At 55.6% G+C, this 22,351-nt stretch carries 15 protein-coding genes; 7 read left to right on the top strand and 8 right to left on the bottom strand.

Annotated features, from left to right (window positions below; all coding sequences use genetic code 11):
- Nucleotides 1-404: 404 nt before the first annotated feature.
- Nucleotides 405-1,277 (top strand): manganese catalase family protein, encoded by an 873-nt coding sequence (locus tag ABH945_RS35230; protein WP_429253739.1) that lies wholly within the window; start codon nt 405-407, stop codon nt 1,275-1,277.
- Nucleotides 1,278-1,826: 549 nt separating this feature from the next.
- Here ABH945_RS35230 and ABH945_RS35225 read toward each other — a convergent pair.
- Together ABH945_RS35225 and ABH945_RS35220 are read right to left on the bottom strand one after the other, a co-directional pair.
- Nucleotides 1,827-2,312 (bottom strand): type II toxin-antitoxin system HicB family antitoxin, encoded by a 486-nt coding sequence (locus ABH945_RS35225; RefSeq protein WP_074774230.1) that lies wholly within the window; start codon nt 2,310-2,312, stop codon nt 1,827-1,829.
- A gap of 47 nt (nt 2,313-2,359) precedes the next feature.
- On the bottom strand, nt 2,360-2,632 hold the full coding sequence (locus tag ABH945_RS35220) for a hypothetical protein (protein ID WP_074774233.1): 273 nt from the start codon (nt 2,630-2,632) through the stop codon (nt 2,360-2,362).
- Between the two features lie 3,225 nt (nt 2,633-5,857).
- Here ABH945_RS35220 and ABH945_RS35215 point away from each other — a divergent pair.
- Nucleotides 5,858-6,064, top strand: a complete 207-nt coding sequence (locus ABH945_RS35215; RefSeq protein WP_429253738.1) for a hypothetical protein — start codon at nt 5,858-5,860, stop codon at nt 6,062-6,064.
- A 167-nt stretch (nt 6,065-6,231) separates the two neighbouring features.
- Here the strand turns inward: ABH945_RS35215 and ABH945_RS35210 are convergent, their stop codons facing one another.
- The 3 genes from ABH945_RS35210 to ABH945_RS35200 all read right to left on the bottom strand — a co-directional run bounded on the left by ABH945_RS35210 (nt 6,232) and on the right by ABH945_RS35200 (nt 7,362).
- Nucleotides 6,232-6,498, bottom strand: a complete 267-nt coding sequence (locus ABH945_RS35210) for a hypothetical protein (protein ID WP_429253737.1) — start codon at nt 6,496-6,498, stop codon at nt 6,232-6,234.
- Nucleotides 6,499-6,600: 102 nt separating this feature from the next.
- Nucleotides 6,601-7,050, bottom strand: coding sequence for a type II toxin-antitoxin system HicB family antitoxin (locus ABH945_RS35205; RefSeq protein WP_429253736.1), 450 nt, complete (start codon nt 7,048-7,050; stop codon nt 6,601-6,603).
- A 39-nt stretch (nt 7,051-7,089) separates the two neighbouring features.
- Nucleotides 7,090-7,362, bottom strand: a complete 273-nt coding sequence (locus ABH945_RS35200) for a hypothetical protein (RefSeq protein WP_429253735.1) — start codon at nt 7,360-7,362, stop codon at nt 7,090-7,092.
- Between the two features lie 1,293 nt (nt 7,363-8,655).
- Here ABH945_RS35200 and ABH945_RS35195 point away from each other — a divergent pair.
- Nucleotides 8,656-9,375, top strand: coding sequence for a Crp/Fnr family transcriptional regulator (locus ABH945_RS35195; RefSeq protein WP_429253734.1), 720 nt, complete (start codon nt 8,656-8,658; stop codon nt 9,373-9,375).
- 229 nt (nt 9,376-9,604) lie between these two features.
- On the opposite strand, the gene serA is transcribed toward ABH945_RS35195, so the two are convergent.
- Nucleotides 9,605-10,810, bottom strand: a complete 1,206-nt coding sequence (serA, locus tag ABH945_RS35190) for a phosphoglycerate dehydrogenase (RefSeq protein WP_429253733.1) — start codon at nt 10,808-10,810, stop codon at nt 9,605-9,607.
- A 1,263-nt stretch (nt 10,811-12,073) separates the two neighbouring features.
- Between serA and ABH945_RS35185 the strand changes: the two genes are divergently transcribed.
- Nucleotides 12,074-12,700 (top strand): tyrosine-type recombinase/integrase, encoded by a 627-nt coding sequence (locus ABH945_RS35185; RefSeq protein WP_429253732.1) that lies wholly within the window; start codon nt 12,074-12,076, stop codon nt 12,698-12,700.
- 295 nt (nt 12,701-12,995) lie between these two features.
- Here the strand turns inward: ABH945_RS35185 and ABH945_RS35180 are convergent, their stop codons facing one another.
- Nucleotides 12,996-15,461, bottom strand: coding sequence for an arylsulfatase (locus ABH945_RS35180; protein ID WP_074774256.1), 2,466 nt, complete (start codon nt 15,459-15,461; stop codon nt 12,996-12,998).
- A gap of 943 nt (nt 15,462-16,404) precedes the next feature.
- Between ABH945_RS35180 and ABH945_RS35175 the strand changes: the two genes are divergently transcribed.
- The 3 genes from ABH945_RS35175 to ABH945_RS35165 all read left to right on the top strand — a co-directional run bounded on the left by ABH945_RS35175 (nt 16,405) and on the right by ABH945_RS35165 (nt 20,065).
- Nucleotides 16,405-17,502, top strand: a complete 1,098-nt coding sequence (locus ABH945_RS35175; RefSeq protein WP_074774260.1) for a DUF6708 domain-containing protein — start codon at nt 16,405-16,407, stop codon at nt 17,500-17,502.
- 1,670 nt (nt 17,503-19,172) lie between these two features.
- The gene (locus ABH945_RS35170) at nt 19,173-19,586 is read left to right on the top strand and encodes an ester cyclase (protein ID WP_429253731.1); all 414 of its coding nucleotides are present in this window, start codon (nt 19,173-19,175) and stop codon (nt 19,584-19,586) included.
- Nucleotides 19,583-20,065 carry a MarR family winged helix-turn-helix transcriptional regulator gene (locus ABH945_RS35165; RefSeq protein ID WP_429253730.1) on the top strand — a complete coding sequence of 161 codons (483 nt, stop codon included), beginning with the start codon at nt 19,583-19,585 and terminating at the stop codon, nt 20,063-20,065. Before ABH945_RS35170 ends, ABH945_RS35165 begins: the two co-directional genes overlap by 4 nt.
- Before the next feature lie 801 nt (nt 20,066-20,866).
- Here the strand turns inward: ABH945_RS35165 and ABH945_RS35160 are convergent.
- Nucleotides 20,867-21,544 carry an HAD family hydrolase gene (locus ABH945_RS35160; RefSeq protein ID WP_429253729.1) on the bottom strand — a complete coding sequence of 226 codons (678 nt, stop codon included), beginning with the start codon at nt 21,542-21,544 and terminating at the stop codon, nt 20,867-20,869.
- Nucleotides 21,545-22,351 lie beyond the last annotated feature (807 nt).

The raw sequence follows: 22,351 nt of genomic DNA, 5'->3' as shown, positions 1-22,351 counted from the left end.
GTTGATCGAAGGCAAAGAAGTCATCCACGCAAATAACTCCCAACCTCAGCGCAAGCATCGACAATCAAACTCGCGAAGAGTCAGCGTCACGTCGCAGACGTGTCCGTCAGAGCACCGATGCTGGCTGCGTGCGCCCGGTCAAATAACAAAGTTTGCACTCTGGGCATAGCGCGTGCTGCAGAACGTTCGGTACTGCGGTGCCATGCCTGGCAATTTTGCCGCGCATCCGCCAGAGCGTCCGCTCTGAGAGCCGGGCGCCCATCGTTGGGTGCGGACAACCATCTGGTTGTGCCGCTGTCCGGGTTGATCCATGGTCGTACGCGATTCCTGACGGGTTCAGGGGCACTTCCGTTCCCTGTTTAATCCCACAACGAGCTGCGTTGGCCAGTCACCGGAGAAGTCTCATGTTTATACATAACAAACGCCTCCAATACACCGTGCGAGTTGCCGCACCGAACCCGGGTCTTGCAAATTTGCTACTGGAGCAATTCGGCGGACCACAGGGAGAGCTTGGCGCCGCATGCCGATACTTCACCCAGGCTGTCGGCGAAGATGATCCTGGCCGCAAGGATATGCTGTTCGATATCGCAACCGAAGAACTCAGCCATCTGGAGATTGTTGGCTCGATCGTTGCGATGCTTAACAAAAGTGCAAAGGGTCAACTTGCCGAAGCCGTCGAAGCGGAGGCCGAGCTGTATCGTTCGATGACCGGTGGCGGAAACGACTCGCATACGACCGCTTTGCTATATGGTGGCGGTCCGGTCCTGACCAATTCCGCCGGAGTACCCTGGAGCGCGGCCTATGTCGACACGATCGGCGAACCGACGGCCGATCTGCGGTCAAACATTGCGGCGGAGGCTCGCGCGAAAATCGTCTATGAACGCCTCATCAATGTCACTGACGACCCGGGCATCAAGGAAACACTTGGCTTTCTGATGACACGCGAAATCGCACACCAGAAGTCGTTCGAGAAGGCATTGCATTCGATCCAGCCCAACTTTCCTCAGGGCAAGCTGCCTGGCGTGCCGCAGTACACGAGCGTGTACTACAAGATGTCGAAAGGCGATGATGCGCCGCGCGGGCCGTGGAACGAGGGGCCGGACTGGGAGTTCGTCGAATCTCCGGAGCCCGCGGTTGACGGAGGGGATGGAACGGCCACGGTTAATGTATCGAAAGTGGACGTAAAGGTGCTGCAGTCGATGGCATCTAGGACTGCGTCAGATACGACTTCGGATCCAACGACGGGTGCAGACCTTGGTATGGGTCAGACCGTCTGACGCTGCAGGCAAATGCGCGGCTGTTAACACGGCCGTGCGTTATTTGCCTCGCGCCCTTCTCGAATGTCTCTTTCGAAAAAGTTCAAGGACCTTTGTGGGTCGATTTCTGCCGACCGCGTCGGACAGCAGGCGGCGGCCATGAACGGTCAGCGGGCCTCACGTTCGAACTGCTGTTCGCGTGCCATCTTGTGACGTTGACGATCGACTCTGATCCCGACTGGATCAGTTTCTGGCGGAAATCAACAGCCCAATGCGCTTCAAACTACGGGAACAGCGCGTCTGATAAGCGTCGGTCGCGAAACTTTCAAAGACGCCAGCGTTTCGCCGGCCTTTCCCGCGCTCGTCGTGCCGACGAACTGGCGTTTCGTTTGACGCGCCAAAATCCACTAAATTATCCGACCGCCAGCACCGAGCCACTTCCGGGCTTCTCGTATCCACTGTTTGGGTGCTCTTTGAGGGATACGGACAGGCACCGTCGGTACTACCGGCACACCACCGTCGGCGCGGGTCTCCTGCAGAGCCCGCCACCTCTTGCTTTCTTCGAGTTCTTCAAGGTTGACTTGATCGTCGATCATAATTTGCACCTAATATAGAGATAAAACTCTTCGCTAGGGACGAAGGCGTCTGCGCCATTCGCGACGCTCGGTTCTCTTCCAGTTCGTGCATCGCCGCCCGCGAAAAGAAGGCAGCCCGCGTCATATGATGTTCCGCTGCTGCCGCGTCGACGCGATCAAGCAGGGTGTCGAGAATGTTAAACCGGAGTTCGACGGCTGTCGAAGACACGCGTGCCAGATCGATATCGATGAACACCCAAAGTCCATCGCTGCCATCCGCTCTGAGAGCGCGTAGCTCTGTGTCACTGGTTGGTGCGGAAATTGGCTGATCACTACCGTCATATGCCTGCTCGATGACCTGCTGCGCGTTGAGTTCGATTTCTGCGCGGGAACTTCCGATCAGGTCGACTCGCGGAAAATCGGGAAAATGCGCATGCAACTGGGTACTGCTGATGCGATTGACGTAAAGCGGATATTTCATGGTAGGGCTCGATCTTGCCAACGGACGGAAATGTGTACGTGCGCGACTCACAACTGCGCCGGTTGAATTTTGCCGTCGATAATGTCCTTGCCATATTGCAATGCAAGGTTTAGTGCATCGACGGATAGAGCGGGTTCGCTGCCTGCAAACTGCACCGCATAACGCTCTGTCCCGGCATTGGAAGACGGTCCCGCATCAATCCTTACGACCGATGCAAAGCGCCTAGGCCCTTTGGCATATGGGTCCCGGTGCAGGGGGAAGACCTGATTTGAATAGGCGCGCAGTTCGTGCCCCCTGTATTCGATGGTTGGAATAGTCATGATAATGTGTTCCTGTTAAACAGAATTTGAGCGAGTAGCGCTATCCGCAAGCTCTGCTGCGGTAAGCCGTTTGGTCGAACTGCTATAGCGACACCGAAATCCGCACCAACTTCCGTGAAAGTGCGGCATACGTATGGCCCTTGTTCGGATAGTTCATGGACGGCGCCACGGCTTGGGCAGGCCATCCCGCCCCCGCTCACGTGACGTGAACGCGGATTTCGGCGCAGAGAACGTGAGGGTGAGCCGCCACTGGGGCATTCGAAGGCTCTGGGTTGCCTACAGACAGCCGGAAGAGCGCTGGGTTGACTTGTGTCTTCTAACCGCACAGTAACGTTATAGACGGCGCCGCAACCGGCTTGGTGCTAGGGCCCGAAGGCATTCAAGGCGCTAGCCTTCAAAGAGTTTGCGTATCAAAAAAACAATTTTGCGGACGAATCCACTGTATACCCTCTGCAGAGGAAGTACAGCGAATCCACCGCACATAAGTAGGCGTGCTCAATAGGGGTATCAACCTCTCACCGACGCGTGACTCCGGGTAGCATGCGCCGTCGGCCGGGCTCTGGATGCCGAGCCTAGATATGTCATCAGCGAATGGCCGTTTGGGGTTAGCCTTGAGACAAACGAAAATGATCACCGAACGGCAGTAACGGGTCGGGAGTACGCACTGCCGACTGGCCGCTTCGGGGCCGCGGAATTTCACTGACCGCTTTAGAGCGATGAGTTAAGGGAGCGGACCGACGTAGCCCGACCCATAGGGGCCTTTCGGCATATTGTCACGAACGTCCGTAGCCAAGCCTTTTACAGCCCCTCGGCAATTTTCGACTTAAAATGGAGAGGGTAGAAGATCAAAGAAAATTTCGTTCGAATCCATAAAGCTGTCCGCTCAAGCGGTTCCCATGCGATGGCTGCGGACGGTGATGCGCTTTCCATTCGACTTGGTGCTAAAGAAATCGTCCAATAGGATCCGGCCGAACGTCATGCAATGCATTCGTAAGAATGCATTGCACAGCCAAGCAAACGTGCCTTCATAGACAGCGATACACAACCCAAGCGGTATTCAATTAACGGACGCCCGCTAGCTGCACTCCGTAACGTCCAAAGCGTAGACGAATTTTCCAGAAGCGCGATCGCACGTTTGCAACTGTGCCTGAAGATCATCCTGCCACTCCCAATGTCCACCATTGTTCTCGTTATGCCTTTGGTAGTTCACGGGTCGTCCTTCAAGGTGTGCACCACACTGTCGGGGAAACGAGTCTGAAAAATATGCGAGCGGCAGAGCGATGCCCTGGTCGTACAAGCACAAGAACCATATGACGTCAGCCACCCCGACGTCGTAAAGACCGGCCCGCACGGGACTTTCAACGTGCACTTTCCATACCATCGAGAGGGTGTCCGCGTTGGGAAGGTAAATTGCGACGCTGAAGTCGTCCAGAGTCGTCACCCAGCCGGGCCCCGCTAGTTGTATCCGCGCGAAGTCGAAACGGACACCCGGTGGATCACGCAATCGCGTTGGAGTCTCCAGGGAAATCATCGAACGCTCTCGTGTCGGGATGGCGCGGCTTCTCGCCCCTACCACTGTAGTCTTCAGTGCAGGTGTCATCGTCGCCTTATGTGATTGATCATGCTTATCTCTGTGCGATCGCTGCCTCAGTGCCATGGAACCGCGCGGCGTCGCAGACGTATTCCTTGTGAACTAGAAAATTCCACGCAACGTTACCGCTCTGAAGGGGGGTTTGCTCAAGGCGCGACTTCGCTATCGCTCACTGCGGGAGACAGAACGAAAGCGGTCATCTCGACGCCGAAAGACACTCGATTTTGTCGAATTGCACGAGAAGTCGGGCCACACGGGTCTTGCCATCGGATATCAGACGCTGATGCTCGGAAAGCGAGTCAATACGACGGCGCCAGTACCGTAGTCCAAGCGGGCTGTCCGGCGCGAGAAGCAAAATGACATATTCAAGGTGCGCCAGCTCATTTTCGAAATGATTGTGTAGCATTTTGCTCCTCGGCAGCTATGTCGTGTCCGCGACGATTGTTGACCGGCCGCGGTTGTATGTCTGCCCGCTACCGTACGAGCTATGAGGCGATATCCCATCTCCACGGCAACAATGACGATGGCGATCAAACACGCCGAGAAGCCTCATGTTGATCTGATGGATCTCAACGGCGTTTCATCCATCAGACGGCCAACGGTCAGCACGAAAGCACTAAGGTGCCCAGTAGCTCCGTGCGTATCGACGTTGCGGTCTGCGGCGATTAGATAATGGCAACGGAAGCGTCGCCGCCCGCCGACAAGCTTCGCTGCTGTTAAGCCGCCCCAGTGCATTTGCGGCGAGAAAAGAAAGGCAATCGCTTTCGATTTCGCGCCAATGGGTAGTCCGACCGGCGCTTGTCATACGCTAGAAACCAGCTGCAGAGCTGTCGCTCACGCGAAATACCTTTTCGCCATCCTGTCCATCCCCAAAAAGGGGATCGCAAAAGCCGCCTGGGATGCGCCTCACATGAGCGTTTGCGGGCATTGCTCGTTTCCCTCAAGTGCAGTTTTTGATCCCATGCGATATGGGTCAACGAGCGATACGACACCGTACAGACAAGCCGTCGCCTGCACATTAGACTGAGTGCTCAAAGATAGACAAACTGGGCGTACCCAGGTTGGATAGAGATCGCGCAAAAAAAGTAGCTCACTTGCGAATCAGGATGGGTCACAGGTGGGGGCGCGCCACCAGCGCGCAGAAGGATTCGACATATGGCGTTCTAGCGATGACTTTCGCTGTCGTGCTTCTGGTCTTCGCTGTCAAGATGACAGCATAGCCGAAGGCGGGATACGTTCTGACCAGCCTGCCAGCAATGGGCGCAATTGCCGTACTTGTACTAGTTTTTTCGTGAAATTATAAGACACCGGTTCTCGTTACAGCTTGATCCGACCATATTTGACGCTACAAATCCAGGGAGCACTATGACTTACCCGATGTGGGGTGTTCTGACCGGCATGATGTTGATTTTCTCGGTCTCCTTTCACCGGTATCGCAAAAGCGTAGCGCGAAAGCGGGAGATTCGCTGGTTGAATGAGCATCACGTGATCGACAGGTTGCGCGATAAACTCGGTTTTTAGTCATGTGTCGGGTACGCAAGCAAAACCGGATAGCTCGGTTCTGCGCGAAGTGATTTCCGGAACTACTCGGCACGTATCAGGTGGTAGAAAAAGACTCTCGAGGAGTGGACAAAATGACCCTGAACTACGCGGGAAGGTCGCACGACGAAGCTGTCGCAGCCCGGCGCAAGCAGAAACAGAAGGCGCAGGAACAGGCCGGCGGCGTCATGGCCATAGAAGGCTCGGAAGCCGACGCCGAGCATAGTTGCGGTGAGCTATCCGAGCAAGGCAAGCGGATATGGCGAACTGGAAGCGGAATCGACGGCGGCGGGAAGGCGTGAAGCGACATGTCAATTCGACGGTAGGCGTGTGGGGTCATTTAATCCGTCTATATCGCTCATCAACCAGCAGGTGTATCAAATAAAGCCAAGGAGATGGGCAGCGCTGCCAGGCAGTGTACGCCACCGATGTGTGTTGTGGCAGTTGGGGCTCCTCGCAGAGCGCCTCTTTACTGGCCTTTGTTTCTCAATCTCCCCGCGGGACTGTGTCCTCGCTTTTGAACACCGATGGCCAAGGATTGCACCGAACCGCCAGCGCCTAGCCATTTCCTTGCGTGCCTGATCCATTGCTTCGGCTTCCTGTGCGCGATATCCACGGCGTCTCGCTCTTCAATTTTTGCGGTAACCGGCATACCATCATCCGTCGCACGCTGCATGGCTTCTCTGCGTCTTTTGCGTTCTTCAAGCTCTTCTGCATTCACCTGGTCATCGTTCATGATCACACTCCTGTGAGACATACTGGTTTGCCAACAGGCGGTCGGGGCCCAGCATGAGCCGGGACGGCGCAACACATCGCATCGGCTTTGGTAGAGTACGCGTCATCCGTCCACGAAGCCCCGTTGGGAAACAGGTATGCTAAACAACTGTCCTTCGTACCGGCTTGCAAGTTCGTGCACGACAGCCAGCGTGATCACCGCAGAGCGCGTGATGTGGCATTCTCTTGCTGCCAGATCGACTTGCTGCAGCAAACCTTCGAGCAGACTGAACTGGATGCTGACTGCCAGTGAGGTAACGCGCGCGAGATTGATGTCGACGAACATCCAGATTCCCTCTCCATCGTCCATATCGAGCACATGTAATTCCGATGTACTGCGGGTCGGAGCGGGTATGATTTGCTCGCTACGGTCATAGGCCAGTTCGACAGCCTGCTGTGCGTCACTCTTCAATTCATCGATTGAATTGCCGTGCACAACTACGCGGGGAAAATCTGGAAAATTGGCGCGAAAGCCAGCGTCGCCATCGCGGCGCACATAAAGCGGATATTGCATGTCCTGCTCCACTCCAGCTGAGAACCGACCGGCATTCGGTCAAAGCCCATTCGCCTGAACCTTGCCGTCGACGATGTCTTTACCATATTGCATCGCGAGGTCGATGGCATCACCCGCGGTGGTGGGCCTTGCTGCAGGAAACGACGTCGCATAGCGACGTGCCGTGTCCCCGCCTGGCTGAATGGGGTCAATGCGCACGACAGATGAAAATTGCCGTGGGCCTTTGGCATACGGGTCACGATGCAGAGGAAAATCTTGATGAGAGTACGCGCGTAACTCGTACCCTCTGTATTCGATGGTGGGAATGGTCATGATTAGGTGGTCCGTAAATGGTGCCGATAGCCTTGTATCGTGACTAACCGGACGCGAAAAAGTGAAGCCAGAGGAACATCTGGATTAACCCACAATGTGCCTGATGATGCCGCTAAACGATCTAAATTTTGCTGATGTGAAAATGGAGGCCAGCGTCGTGCCAGCCTCCGTATTGGACGGCGAGTCCGTCCAACGACCTGCTCGTGCAGGACGTAGCTTTCGTGCTTGCATGTGCACTGTGCGTTGCCATTACCTATCGATGTCCGGACTCGCAGTACATGCGCAAGTCCGACTGCGTTCTGAGCGGTGCTGCATCACCCCCACTTGATGACGGTATCATCGCGCAGCCGATTATGGACTGCATCGCAGTCTGCGTTACAAGCGCGATTCTTTAGAAACGTATTGTCTAGCTTTGCTTCCGACGTGCAACGCGGCTTTATATGCGCGCTACTATCGGATAGAGCAGCTAACATGCTCTTTGACGAATTGAATCGTCCAGCAGCGCAATGACAACGCAACGACTCTCTCCGCTACCGACGCGACCGAAAAAATGGTGCAGGCCGGCGAAATCATAGGCCACTCGTCATTTGTCGCGCGGCCTGAAAGGATAACCGGGCAAGGTGCGTTGAGACTGTCTAGGGAAGCTGTCCTTTCGGGGACATACGAAGCCGTCCATCAGATGATGCGCGGCCCCGTGCAGAACGTCGGTACGGTGCCGTACGGGCATACATCTTCGTCGGGTGTGATCGACGCAGAGACTGGCCCTTCGATGCTCGTTAGACATCCGAACCTTCATACGATATCGGGCTTGCCGTAGTTCGCGACTAAATGCACGCATTTGACAGTTGCCGTTCGTCCCTTGACAGACAAAAGACACTGCGGAAATGCAGCGTACCCCGAATGTCATGTACACCGTCGTGATGGCTGTCGTCGTAGCGCAATTGCGCATGCACGGTGGGGACCGTGTCGGAAGCCAGCGCGCCCCCCAGACCCGGGAGCGCATTTATACCCCACCTGCTTGTCATTGCCGCACATCGCACATCCGACTCGACCTGATGCCGCATTCGCGGCATAGACTTACAGCCTGCTGATTTCCGTGCAAGCGCACAATCAACAGATGCTCCAGCTTTTTGGGCGGGTCCAGTTGCCCTCTATGTCCGAAAATTGCTGGAAGATAGCAGGATGTTGCGCCGACGCGCCGGAACTATAATTTGATCGGGCTTACCCCTTGCGGGGGAGAGCGCTGCTGCTGCCTTGTCATTCGGTTGTCAGCAACAGGTTGAGGAGCGATACATGGCAAACGCAGATCCCGCAAGGAAAAATCATCTGCTTTCGGTTATGCAGGAGACGGAGTGGGCCCGGCTGGCACCTCATTTAGTGCGCGTCGACATGCCCTTAGGCCAGGTTGTATACGAATCCGGCGATCGTCTCAATCACGTCTATTTTCCGCTTACTGCGATCGTCTCGCTTCTCTATGTGATGGAAAACGGCGCGTCAGCAGAAATTGCGATCGTCGGCAATGAGGGGCTCATCGGTATTGCACTGTTCATGGGTGGGGAGACAACGCCAAGTCGTGCGGTCGTGCAAAGCGCCGGCGAGGCGTACCGACTCGATGCGCGAATTCTGAAAGAGGAGTTTCACCGCGCCGGCCCGGTGCAGCGGCTGCTATTGCGCTACACCCAGGCACTGATCACCCAGATGGCGCAAACAGCCGTGTGTAACCGTCATCATTCGATCGATCAGCAACTCTGTCGTTGGCTGCTGCTCAGCATTGATCGCCTGCCATCCAACGAACTAAAGATGACACAGGAACTGATTGCCAACATGCTGGGTGTGCGCCGCTCCGGCGTCACCGAAGCGGCGCTGAAACTACAGGATGCGGGACTAATTCGTTACAGTCACGGGCATATCGAAGTACTGGATCGTCCCGGACTGGAAGTACGCGTATGCGAATGCTACAGCGTAGTAAGACGGGAATTCGACCGCCTGTTACCCGATTTGAAAGCACTGTAGAAGGCGGGTTGCGTCACGCAGCTCACTCATCGGGTTTCGATGATCGGCTATATCGCTACCCTAGGCCGACTTCAGATGACCGTCCATAAAATGGTGCTCTCATCACGAATATGCGCCTTCAAGTCGGCATTCCTCTAGGCCTCCGGAGTTGGTGGAAAGGTTGAAGAACGAGCGCTCGTGTGCTATTCGGAAGTGACCAGGCTCGTCCCCGCATCTCTATAGCTGGCAGCTAATCTTTAGTCAAAACGCGGGTTCTGATAAAACCTGGTTGATCTGAAATAATATCGATAAAGTTTTTCGACGGCATCCGGTCAAGATCGCTCACGACATAGCCTGTCTCGCCCTTCGTCTGAAGTTGCTGTGCCACGATGTTGGCGCCCTCCTTCGCGAGAAGTCCGTTCAGCGCAGCCAATACCCCCGGAGCGTTCCCGTGGACATTGAGCAGTCGCGCCGGCGCTATTAGTGGCCCGGGACTAACATGCGGGAAATTGACTGCGCCTGCCGTATCGCCAGTCGCGAGAAATGCGATAAGTTTAGCTGCGACTTCGGTTCCTATATTCTCCTGCGCCTCCTGCGTGCTTCCGCCTATATGCGGTGTTAGTAAGACGTTGGGCATATTGCTAAGCACACTACTGAAACGTTCATCGTTCGTCCCGGGTTCATCGGGGAACACATCAATTGCGGCGCCCCCAAGTACTTTGTTCTGAAGTGCATGTGCTAGAGCATTAATATCGATGACCGAGCCACGCGAGGCGTTCAGCAGGACAGCGCCCGGCTTGAAGAGCGACAGAGCAGTGGCATCAATCATCTGCGCCGTACGCAATGTTGCGGGCACGTGAAGTGTGACGACATCTGCCTGTGAGATTGCAGCTGCAACAGAGCGTGCGGCCTTTGCTGAGCCGAGCGACAACTTTGCCTGCACGTCGTAGTACACGACCCGCATACCGAGTGCCTCAGCAAGCACCCCGACTTGCGCCCCGACGTTGCCGTAGCCGATGATTGCAATTGTTTTTCCGCGTGCCTCGAACGAACCTTCGGCGCCCTTGGCCCAGGTGCCAGCATGGGCGAGCGTATTTTTCTCCGGAACCCGGCGAAGCAGAAGTATCGCCTCTGCGACAATCAATTCAGCGACCGACCGTGTATTTGAGAACGGCGCATTGAAAACAGGGATACCGATCTGGGCCGCAGCGCTGAGATCTACCTGCGACGTCCCGATGCAGAAGCAGCCAATTGCATGCAGATGCCCAGCGGCCTCAATGTCCGGCCGCATGATCTGCGTGGAAGAGCGGATGCCCACGATCTGGTGCGTAGCTAGCGCGTCACGCAGCAAATTTCCACTCAGCGCACCCGAGTGCCGTTCGACTTCGATCCCTGCCTCCTTGAATCGGCAAAGCGCATTCGCATGAATATTCTCCAGCAGGATTGCAGATGTCATTGCACCCCTCTTTTGCGCGACCCTGTCGATAAACGCTCACGCTGTCGTTAAGATGGATTGAAACGCTGTAAAGCGAATCACTAGAGGAGGTTTGTGTCATCGGCAGGCCGCGCCATGACACGTCCAACGAATAGCCAGACCCACTGGCTTCTTGAAAATCTGGAAAACAACACAAAAGCCGCTCTCGCCGTTGCGATGCCCATAAATCGGCTATTGCATGGTCGGCTTTGCTCACGTCATGGCCAGATGTCCAGACATGTCAGAGTTCGACTGCCTGACCCTCGCCATCGGCAATATGCTTGCCGTATTGCATGGCGAGGTTTATAACATCACCTGCAGTGGATGGAATCGCCGTAGAAAAAAAGGTTGCATAGCGCCGGGCCTTGATATCGTTCGACTGAACGGTGTCGATTCAAACTACAGATAAAAGCTTTCGCAATCCTTGAGCGTACGGACTACGATGCAGCGGAAATTCTTGATGAGAATACGCGCGTAGCGAGTACCCTTTGTATCCGATGCTGGGAAAGGTCATGACAGCGTACTCCATAAGCGTTACTGACCGTCATGAAACGCCGCCTGTACAGATGCGAAAAAATGACGGCCGGGTGCATCTGGATTTACGTACCATGCGCTCAATGCCGTCGAATAGCAAACTAAATCGTGACGTTTCTAAAACCGACTCCGGTTTTCTGCGATGTGCGGAACGACCCGCCGTGAGGCCTGCTTGTCCGAAGCATCGCAATTACCTATGCAATGTCGAATACGGCGGTAGTCGGCGTTCGATGGCCTGCCGCGAGAGTACCGCTCCGTACCGTGATTCGGTATCACCCCGCCGATTACAAAACACATTTGCGTCACAGGTAGTGTCCTTGCCAAAAAAGGGAGACGCGCTCGACCCTGCGTACATCGGATACCCATGGTGCGAGAAACCCTTCAATCCGGAAGTGCTCTTCACGGCATTGGCTACTGGAGCCGGAAGGCCTTCCTGAGCCATCGTTAGAGAAACGTCCTCTGAATATCTTTGACGTGGACTTCAATGGCCGGTTGCGAGAGAGGAACGGTCGCCGATTTGCATCAATCGACGGTCCGCATATGGCCGATCGGGTGAGTTCGCCAGCGGCCGCTTACTGGCATTCCAGTTCGCTGAACATGGATTCGATTGAATGACTGGTTTGGAGGAAGCTGTCTGACCGGGTTGGGTCGGGCATCGCCCATCGGGAATTGGCGCAGACTGACTCTCCCTTCATCAGAAAGGAGTTTGTCATGGAATCGATCATCAGCACGAGCGTGCCTCATGTCCCGTGGAACAAGGGCAAGCTGACCGGGCAAAAGTCACCGCTGAAGCTCAAGGAAATTTGGGCCATTCGAATCCGCGTTCAACTAGCCGGAAAAACCCGTGATCTGGCGATGTTCAATCTGGCAATAGACAGCAAGCTGCGAGCGTGCGACCTGACGAAGCTGCGGGTGCGAGATGTCTGCATAGGCACTCGTGTAGCGCCCCGCGCGACTGTCATGCAGCAGAAGACGCAGCGGCCGGTGCAATTCGAGATCACCGAGCAAACGCGGGAAAGCGTCGAAAACTGGATCAGGACAGCTGGGCTGTCTACCTCCGACTTTCTGTTCCCCGGCCGAATTCACACGTCACCTCATCTTTCAACTCGTCAGTACGCGAGGATCGTGCATCGTTGGATAAAATCGATCGGGCTCGATGACACGGCCTATGGCACGCATACGATGCGCCGAACGAAAGCATCGCTAATTTACCGCCGTACAAAGAACCTTCGGGCGGTACAGCTCCTGCTCGGCCATACAAAACTGGAGAGTACGGTCCGGTATCTCGGCATTGAGGTCGACGACGCGCTCGAGATGGCTGAACAAACCGAAGTGTGAGCATCCCGGCCGGGCGGCAATCGGACGCGGTCCGGCCATTAGCGGCCGGTCGAGGTCGTCATCCAGTTCGGCTAACGGAGACCCCATACGTCCCTGCTGAATGGCCGTTGTTCGGCAAGCTGATTTCCCTTGGGACTGCCGCAAGCCGGCCATGATGGGCCATTCGTCCGGCGCTACTGAATGGCCGGTCATGGGAAGAAAGAGGGCGTTCGCACAGCATCGCCGATCCATAGAATGGTACGTGTCGTTAGAAAGAGTCCAGACGCGCATTCGCAAGTCCGGGTTACCTCAAATACTAATTCGTGAGATTCAGGGCTTCATCTGCTTCGCGCTTCGCGCCTTCGGCCGCGCCCTGCATATTGGTCGGAACCGGGGCAAGTTCAATCGTGACCTTCTCAAGCTTGCCTGTGAAGGCAAACGGCATCTTCTCCATGTAGTCCATGAAAACGGGGGTGCCAGTGTCCTCACCCACATCCATAGTCTCGTCAAAAGAGTAGCGATTACGGACAGTTTGTTTGATATGTCCCTCGGCGACCTTTTTGTCGTTGACGTACAGAGTGCCGGTACCGCCCTTGCCCACGCCGCCGCCGTCATACGCAAATTCGAAGCGAATCTGAACCTTGCCGGCCGGCAACTTCTCGTTAGACGCGATCGTCGTGAACTCTTCCTTCATCCAGTTGTAGATGAACTGCGGTGTACCGTTGATGACCCGCAGCGCCCAGCCGGAAAAGAGGCCGCCTTGGGTAATCAGGATTCCGTTGGCGTCGCCATTGGTGTCGACATAGGCTGTGATCTTGTAGGACCGGTTTTTCATGTCCGGTGCGCTGCCTTCCGGGAGCCGCACCATGCCCGGATAAAACGTGATCTTGTTGACGCCCTCCAAAGCGCCGGCAGGACGACCTGTGAGCTTTGTACTGAAACGCTCGACTGCGCGATCGTCCAATGGAAGCACGTTGTATTTCCTCGCTTCGACCATGAACGCAGCCTGCATTTCCTTGAGCTTCTGCGGGTTCTGAGCCGAAAGATCATCGTGCTCTGTAAAGTCGTTGGCGAGGTTGTAGAGCTCCCAGGTATCTTTGTCGAAATTCCCCTTGGATTCTGCATCTGTCCACGGCTTCATGCCATGCGTCGTCGCGGCAATCCATCCATCCTTATAGATAGCGCGCGCTCCGGCCATTTCGAAATACTGAACATGACGCCGACTGGGCGCGTTGGCGTTTGCCTGGTCAAAGGTGTACATCATGCTGATGCCGGACATGGGTCGCTGCCTGACGCCATTGACCTCTTTGGGTTGCGGAATATGCGCGGCTTCAAGAACGGTCGGGACGATGTCACTCACGTAATGAAATTGAGTACGTATATCGCCTCCATCTTTGATCCCCTTTGGCCAGAAGATCACCAGTCCGTTGCGCGTGCCTCCGAAATGAGAGGCTTCCCGTTTGGCGTACTTGAAAGGCGAGTTGGTGGCAAGGGCCCAACCTACCGGGAAATGGTTGTAGGTCGTCGGTCCGCCAATTGCATCGAGATTCTTCAGCGCTTCTGGAACGGCGTCGGGCCGGTAACTGTTCAGGTCCGCTGCAATCTCGTTGAGCGTCCCGCTGAATCCGCCCTCGGCGCTAGCACCGTTATCGCCGACAGCGTAGACGACCAACGTATTGTCGGAGATGCCGAGATCGTCCACGGCGGCAAGCATGCGTCCGACCTCCTCGTCAGCATAGGCGAGATAGCCCGCATAGACCTCCATCATCCGCGCGTAAACCTTCTTCTGATCCGCGCTGAGTTGGTCCCACTCACCGACTTCCCCAGGAATCGGGTTGTATTTTGAGTTGGCGGGAAGGATGCCCTGTTGCTTCATCCGGTTAAACGTCTCTTCGCTAACCTTGTTCCAACCCTGGTCGAACTGCCCCTTGAACTTGTCGGCCCATTCCTTGGGCGCGTGATGGGGAGCATGGGTCGCTCCGGGTGCGAAGTAAACGAGAAAAGGCTTGTTGGGTGCTATGGACTTCTGATTGCGAATCCAGGTGATTGCGTGATCTGTCATGTCTGACATGAAGTGATAATTCTTCACGCCAGGCTTCTCGACGGGTTTGGTGCCTTCAATGATCGCAGGCGACCATTGATTCGTATCGCCACCGTTGAATCCATAAAAGTACTCGAAACCCATGCCTGTGGGCCATTGAGAGAATGGGCCAGTTGCGCTCGTCTCGGAGTCAGGGGTGTTGTGATTTTTGCCAAACCAGGCGGTGTTATAGCCGTTGTCTTTCAGAATTTCGCCAATCGTTACGGAAGTGTCCGGCAGGATGGCGTTATAGCCTGGAAAACCCGTGGACATCTCAGCTACTACGCCGAAACCCTCTTCGTGGTGGTTGTGACCTGTCAAAAATGCCGCTCGTGTTGGAGAACAGAGCGAGGTGGTATTCCATTGTGTATAGCGCAATCCGCCTTTGGCTAAGCGGTCAAGCGTAGGTGTTGGAACGGGCCCGCCGAAGGTTGACGTTGCGCCAAACCCGACGTCATCGAGAAGAATCAGAATGATATTCGGCGCACCCGCCGGCGCCGCACGATTCTTTGGAAAGTCCGGCTTCGAGTCCGCAAAGGTCGTGCCGATCGTACCCTTGAATTCTCCGGGACGGCGATCAGGTAGGACAGTGCCCGGGGTAGCCGAAGGCATGGCATTTTGTTGCGCCTGTACGGAAGTTGTCGACACGAGAGAGACCGCGATCGCGACCGTTTTTAGCAAAGACCGGATTCTGCGAATCATCTGAGCCACCTCGCAACGCGATTGTTGGACAAATTGTCGACGGTGCCACCTAACGCGGGGCTAAAACCACCGCACCATTTTCCGCCAATCATCGCCCAGTCTTGTTGCCCTCAAGGGCAAAATGGGTTGCCCAATACCCTATTAGGGTCGCCTTAAGGCACCGACAGCTATCCGTCTCAGTTCGGCCTTTGGAGTTACTGAACCGAGCGCCTCATTCTGGCCCATCGGGTGAGTTCGCCAGCGTCCGCTTACTGGCACTCCGGTTCGCTGAACATGGATTCGGCTGAATGACCGGTTTGGAGGAAGCTGTCTGACCGGGTTGGGTCGAACTAAGCCCGTCGCCTAGCGGCCTGACGTAGATCGATATCTGTTCAGCATAGGACCAGGTTCGGCCGGTGACTGCCTTATGCGAATAGCATACGTCGGCCCGGATCGGACCTCTGAGATCGCTGCAAGCGACCGGTCGATACGCTATTGTGCTGCAGTTTTATACTCCCTCGGTCACGTAGCCCTAACCGCGATATGAGCCCAGCACCGCCCGACGATCTGCAAGCAGACTTTATGAAACAATGCGATCTCCTTATGAGCAGAAATGCGCACGCCCATTGCTATCGCAGCATGACTTGGAGCGCTGGACCGAGATTGCCGGCTCGACGAAGCGCGAGGCGTACGACATGATGGCTCGACATTTGGCTGTTGGCTTTCATGAACGCCGACTTCCCGTCTGATTTTGTGACGCAGTCTTGATCGCTGTAATCTGTTTCTTATTTCGGGCTTCTGGATTGCATTCGTTGCTTCGATATTTGTTGGCATCGCGATTGCCGTTTTCAAGGCATCGGAAATGAAAGATTGGATTTCGCGTTGCAAGTTCAGTACAGGTGAGCACTACCCCACGCTCGAAGCTGAAGTTCGTGCGTTTACGTCGGCTGCTGGAAGCTAAACCATGGACGAGCGATTGATGAAGAAGTGCATCGGCCAGCCTGTGCCCGAGTGGGATATGGCGCACAGGTTGCCGATCAACCGATCTGTCGGTCCAGAGGTTCAGGATTTCGGGGCGACCTTTTGTACCAACTCCACGTTCATGGATGTGACGGAGCCGTCATACCTGGACAAGCAATGGGTGCTGGCAGGGGCCGCGCTAGCCTGCGCGGGTATGGCTATCGGCCCATACGGTTATGTGGTTTCTCATGCAGAACCTGGGCCGGCTTTCTGGATGTTCGCTTTTGACTGCGTGGCTCTTCTAGTTGTCGCGGCGTTCGGCTCGTTGGTGTGGAAAATTGCGCGAGGTTTGGTGTTTGGTCTGAGGTACCGGCCGATTCGTTTCCATCGCAGTGAAGCCAGGCTCTACGCAATCCATGCACCGCGGTACTTCGCCAAGCCTGGCGACGGCGATGTCGTATGGGAAGCTCCGTGGACAAGCGATTCGATCTTCTGTCTGCACCGCGAGGAAACGCCATTCGGGACGGTATTTCACATCCGGCACTATACGGTCGATGCCAAAGGCAACGTCGTCCGGGCGTTCTCGATCGGCCGGGAGTGGACTGGCAAGGCACAGGTTGAGATGGCCTTGGCGCAATGGAATTACTGGTGCAGGTACATGAGCGATGGGCCGAGTCGCTTGCCGAAGCCTATGCTGTTCCACACCCAGCGCGAAACGCTGCGAGAGTCGTTCCTGTTTTCAATGTACGGCTTCGGAATGCGTGCCCCCGCGTTTTTGCGCATTATCATGATGCCGCAGATCCTGCTGTTCACAGGATTGCGGGCTCTCGCAAACGTAACCAACCGTGCCCCGGTCTGGCCAGCCGACGTTGAAAAGATCAGTTCGATTGCGCAGAACGACCCCTATGCAGAGCCGCGCCACAAAACCCCGGTCGGCTGGGGAGACACCGTGCTGGCCCAGCAACGCGGCGACTATCCAGAGAACCCGAAGGCGCGGGCTGAAGACTGGACCGGTGAAGTCGATGGCAAGGTGCACGCGGTAGCCTGGCTCGCGAATCCGGCAGCGCTTGTGGAACGGTCCGTTGTGCGAGGGGTGCAATGAAAGATTGAGCAGTGCGCGGCCACAATGCACTTCGATCACGGTTTGCTGGCCGGCGGCCTTGACGGTTCACAGATTCGTCCGCGCTCGTTGCCGCACCCGTCCCGCATCGTCGAATACTTCCGGCGCTGCGTGTCCAGTTCTCCCGTTCTCAGAACCGCCTTCCGATGCGGCGGATAACGAAGATATGACACAGCCCTCATCAACATTCATGACTTGTCGCACGTTTCCGTTCGCTTATTGGCGGAGGACCGCTTTCGGGCTGGCGCCGCCGCCCGAACGTTCTACTCCCGAAGCACACGTCCGTCTCTTCCTGGTCGGACCCGCTCCTATGCCGAATAGATATTCGATCTGCGTCAGGCCGTTAGGCGACGGGCTCAGTTCGACCGAGGCCGTGTGAAAACGCGAAAATACTCGGTTTTCAGGTGTCGCTTTACCCGTCCCAAGTGGCAACCAAGCCAATACTGCGCGATCTGAAGGGTTAATTTTTCACGAGCCGCATTCAACGCGAGTTTTCACGCGGTCTCGGCCACTTTCGGACGTTCGGATCAGCTGGTAGATCGTCGACAATTTGTGCGCACATCGTAGGCCTACCTGCATCCCCGCGATGCACGTCCCAAGACTTCTAAGCGGGTGCAACCACCTCGACTTTAATGCGATCAGGATCCTCGCAATAGAGTGCGTAGTGTTCGGGTCCACCGGCAAATGGGTGCCGATCTTCGTACAGGAGGCGGAAATTGTTCTCCCGTATCCAGAGCGTTATTTCATCGACCTGCTGGCGTGAGGCTGCAGAAAATGCAAGATGATTCAATCCGACGCGTCTACGATCGTATCCGTCCGCCGACAGCGACCCGCTGGCTTGAACAAAGACAATATATGTGTCATCAAGTTTGTAACTCCGGCCGCTGTCCCAAGCTTGGTATTCGACGTACGCAAATCGCTCGAGAAGTGGCTTCCAAAATTATAGCGAGACTTGTAGTGAAGAGACGTTTAGCTCAATGTGGTGCAGCCTACCGGGTAAGTGCATGAGTGGTGACTCCGATGACTTAATGAGCGCCTACGCTGCCGTAATTATTTTTCGTTCGCAAGTGGGACAAAGGGAAAACTTCCTGCGCAAGCTTCATATGCTGTCCACACGCAGATGACGACATCGTGGACGTCTGCTCTCTGCGGTCTTGATCGTCCCATATGGGTCGATCTGAGCCGGTCAAAGTTCCGTCGCTCGTTTCCGGGCAACGATAGTTCAGGGGGTGGAATGATAAGGCGGATGCCCGCCAGATAAGGCGCTGCTACAGTGCTATAGCAAATCTGTAGCACTCTAAAATCCCTTTCTACTTGCATCAACCCGATCGCATGGCTGAGGGTGACTCGCGCTCGTGAGACGGCCATCGGCCACAATCTGCCGCTCGCCCGAGCCCGTCCAGTGGCCACTCGAACGGCTGGCCTTCGTCGAAACGTGCCGGATCCTCCACGCGTGCTTGTCGGCCTTTGCTGCCGTTGGGATCGGCTTCGCTTACGTCCGCAAAGTGATAGGCACCGGTCAGTCGATCTTCGATCGCTCGAAAGGCGATCACGTCTTCACTGTGTGGAGCGCATACCAAGAGAGCCGATTTCCTTGAAATATACAGTCATGCTGTATATTATCACTGGATAGCTACTTAACTTGTAAGAAAATGGACTCTAGCAAGCTGAAAGAGGTGGTCACGCGGTTCAACCGTGAAGTGATCGAAGAGGGGAATCGCAAATCGTTTGACGCCCTGATGTCGACCGATTTTGTTAATTGGTCGGCACCTGATGCAACGCTTCGCGGCGCGGAGGCAATGTGGAAGACATTCGACACTGTGCTGCGTCCAGCGCTTGCAGGGATACAGGTTCAGATCCTTGATCAGCTGTGCGATGGCGATAAGGTCACAACGCGAAAGACCGTCTCGGGTCGTCATGCAGGCCCGCTGTTCGGTATCGAACCGACTGGCCGTATGATCTCGATCGACGTCATTGATATCGTCCGCGTTCGCGACGGTCAATATGTGGAGCATTGGGGCGTTAATACGCTGGCCGCCGTCATCACACAACTCCAGATGGGATGAGTCTGTTCGACATGGCTAAATCAGATCCGGAGACTTCGCAGGCATCTGCATGTGAAGTAGAACTTCTCGCGGAATCCGTTCGCGATGTTGTAAGTCGCCTTGTGCGCGCTGTGCGCGAACATAGCGGAACCCAGTCGAATGCTCAGAGTGAGACCCTCGGCTTCCTCTTGCGTAGTGGTGCGGTCAGTATTTCAATGCTTGCCGCCAGCAGGGGAGTAACGCATCAGACCATGCGCTTGATCGTGATGAAATTGGTCGAGCAAGGGCTTCTGAGCCTTATGCGAGATGCCGGGGACTCCCGCGCTTATCTCGTGCATGTGACCAAGGCAGGCCGGGTACAACTTGAGAAAGACAGGGCCGCGCGCACTGAGTGGCTGACCAGTCAGCTTATGTCGAGAACTAGCAATGAAGAGCGCGAGCGTTTAAAAGACGCAGTGCTTACGTTAGACCGGCTTACGCGTGAACCCGCTCCTGATTGAGAGGCCGATCATTTGCCGCAAATTCATGTGGCAGTTCCCATTTTGGGCGACACGGACGGTCGGCTAAGTGCGGCATGGAAGGTTTCGACGTCGTACATAGCCTCTGACCCACAACGAGACCTAGCCTACACGCGATGTTTTTGCGCATGCCGTCATTTGCACGTAAGAGTCTGTTGGGAATTCTGAGCCGGTCCCGAATGGTCGAACACCTTAGGGAATTCGGCCAACGGAGATACGCACGCTAGTCGGCGCGCTGGCAGTAGCAGCCACCCGCAAAACACTGCGTCTGCTTGCGCTTCGCCCGTAGCCTTGGACGGGGCGCTGTCGATCCGACATGCGCGGTTCCCGGCAATCGATCCAGATATCTGTTGCGGGTTGAGACTTGCCCCTCGTGACGATAACACTCGACGCGCAAGGTGCACGGCAGGTGAATGGCTGGTTGCCGGTCTTCAGCCGACTCTTCTTGACCTGCGTATTGGAGACCGTAAAAGCCGACGACAAGCCGACCGATACGCCGTGCGAATGGCCGCTCCAGTTCGGCGGATTCAACCAGCCGTAGCCCTTGCGTTGAATCGAAAGGCAGTTGTGGGTCGGCTACGGAAATTCGCGAGCGGTGGGACACACCAGCTTTCAAAATTCGGACAAACTCCGGGGTTCGGCCACAAAGAGACGTTCATCACTGCGGTCCGGGAGCCGATTGAAAGCCTGCTCCGCGCCGCAAAACAGCCGTTCATTGCTTTTGTCGTGAACGTCGTCTTTACCACCGCTGAATCGAGCAGCCAGCGCTTCGAGACAGAGAATTTACTTCGGCCATGGCCCGGCCCCGAGTGGCGACGAATTGAAGCAGGCCAGTAGTGCACCGGGTCCCGGGTAGACGGCCAAACAGCCACCATCGCGGAGACTGTCTTCGGTAAAACCACCACATAGCAAGCCGATGGCTCGCATGCCGGCCTGTCTTGCAGCTTGTGCGTCGTACGGTGTATCTCCTATTGCGACAGCATCGGCTGGGTTGATCGCCAGCTTTTTGAGCGCGGCATTGAAGATGTCTGGTGCGGGCTTCGACTTGTCGGCATCAGACGACGACGTGGATACGTCAACCAGATGCGAAATGCGCGCTATGTCGAGGTATATCCCAAGTTCTTCTTTTTTTGCCGACGACGCGGCTGCTATTTTAAGGCCGCCGTCGTGAGCACGTTGCAATAATTCAGGCACTCCCGAAAATGGGCGGACCATTGGCAGATACTTTTCTTTAAACCGCTCGCCGCGCCACGCTTCCAGCTCGTCGCCATAATCCTCAAGTTGCTCCGGGGAGAGAAACACTGGCAGAAGCTGGTCGCCGCCTTTGCCGATCTGGCTGCGTGCCTGTTCGAACGTGACGTCGTGGCCGAATTGGGCGAACGCCTCCTGCCATGCGCTCGCATGCAAATCGACAGAGTCGACCAGCGTCCCGTCTATATCGAATATCGCGGCTTTGGTCATAGCGAACTCCTCCATAGGAAAACACATGCAATCGGTGTGAGGTCGAATAAGTCCATCCGACGCATTTCGACATCCATATAAATCCTGCCGATCGTTTTCGAATTAACTCATTCAGATACTCGACAGGTGCACCGTTCTGCGCTCGATAGCCCAACTGATCTGATCGGAACTGGATGAACCGTAAAACGGCGCGCGTTATATACACAAACTACGCGTCATATTTGCAACGGTTGAACTGTTGATTGGCGACGTCCGATGCCCAAAGCCTCGCGGCGCCATCCACAACCATCTACGACAGTCCGTAAGAGGAATGGCGCTTGCGCCGAATACAGACACCCACTATGGAGGACATATGCCAACGGAATCAGATCAAACCGCTAAAGAAAGTCTCGACAGCGGAGACTCCCAGAAAATCGACGATAAGCTTGACGAGCTTGGCGTCGCTAAAAGCAAGTCGGGGAAGGATCAACGAGATCAGCCCGATAAGGAAGGGTCAACGAGTTCGAGCAAGGATCTTGAGCAACCCTGAGAATTTCAGAAGATGTGCAAAAATCCGGGCGTCACGTTCCGAACCGTAGCGATTGATGCCCGAGAATCCAACGTCTCAGAAGCAGGAGTAGCCGTGCCAGGTTCAAAGATGTTTTCTGGCGTGATCGTATCTGAGCGCCCGACGCAACGGCTTTCTAGACGTGACCGGCGCCTTCATGCATGCCCATCCTGTTGCCCGGCTCGTGACATCACCGGTATCCGTCGCGGGTTCGCCCGTCATTCCCAAAATGAACTCCGGAAATAGCGAGATCCATCGCC

Origin of the sequence: Paraburkholderia sp. GAS333 (assembly GCF_050435665.1) — a bacterium.
GTDB lineage: Bacteria > Pseudomonadota > Gammaproteobacteria > Burkholderiales > Burkholderiaceae > Paraburkholderia > Paraburkholderia fungorum_A.
The sequence above is the reverse complement of the archived record's forward strand: the minus strand, read 5'-3'. Positions and strand labels throughout refer to the sequence as shown.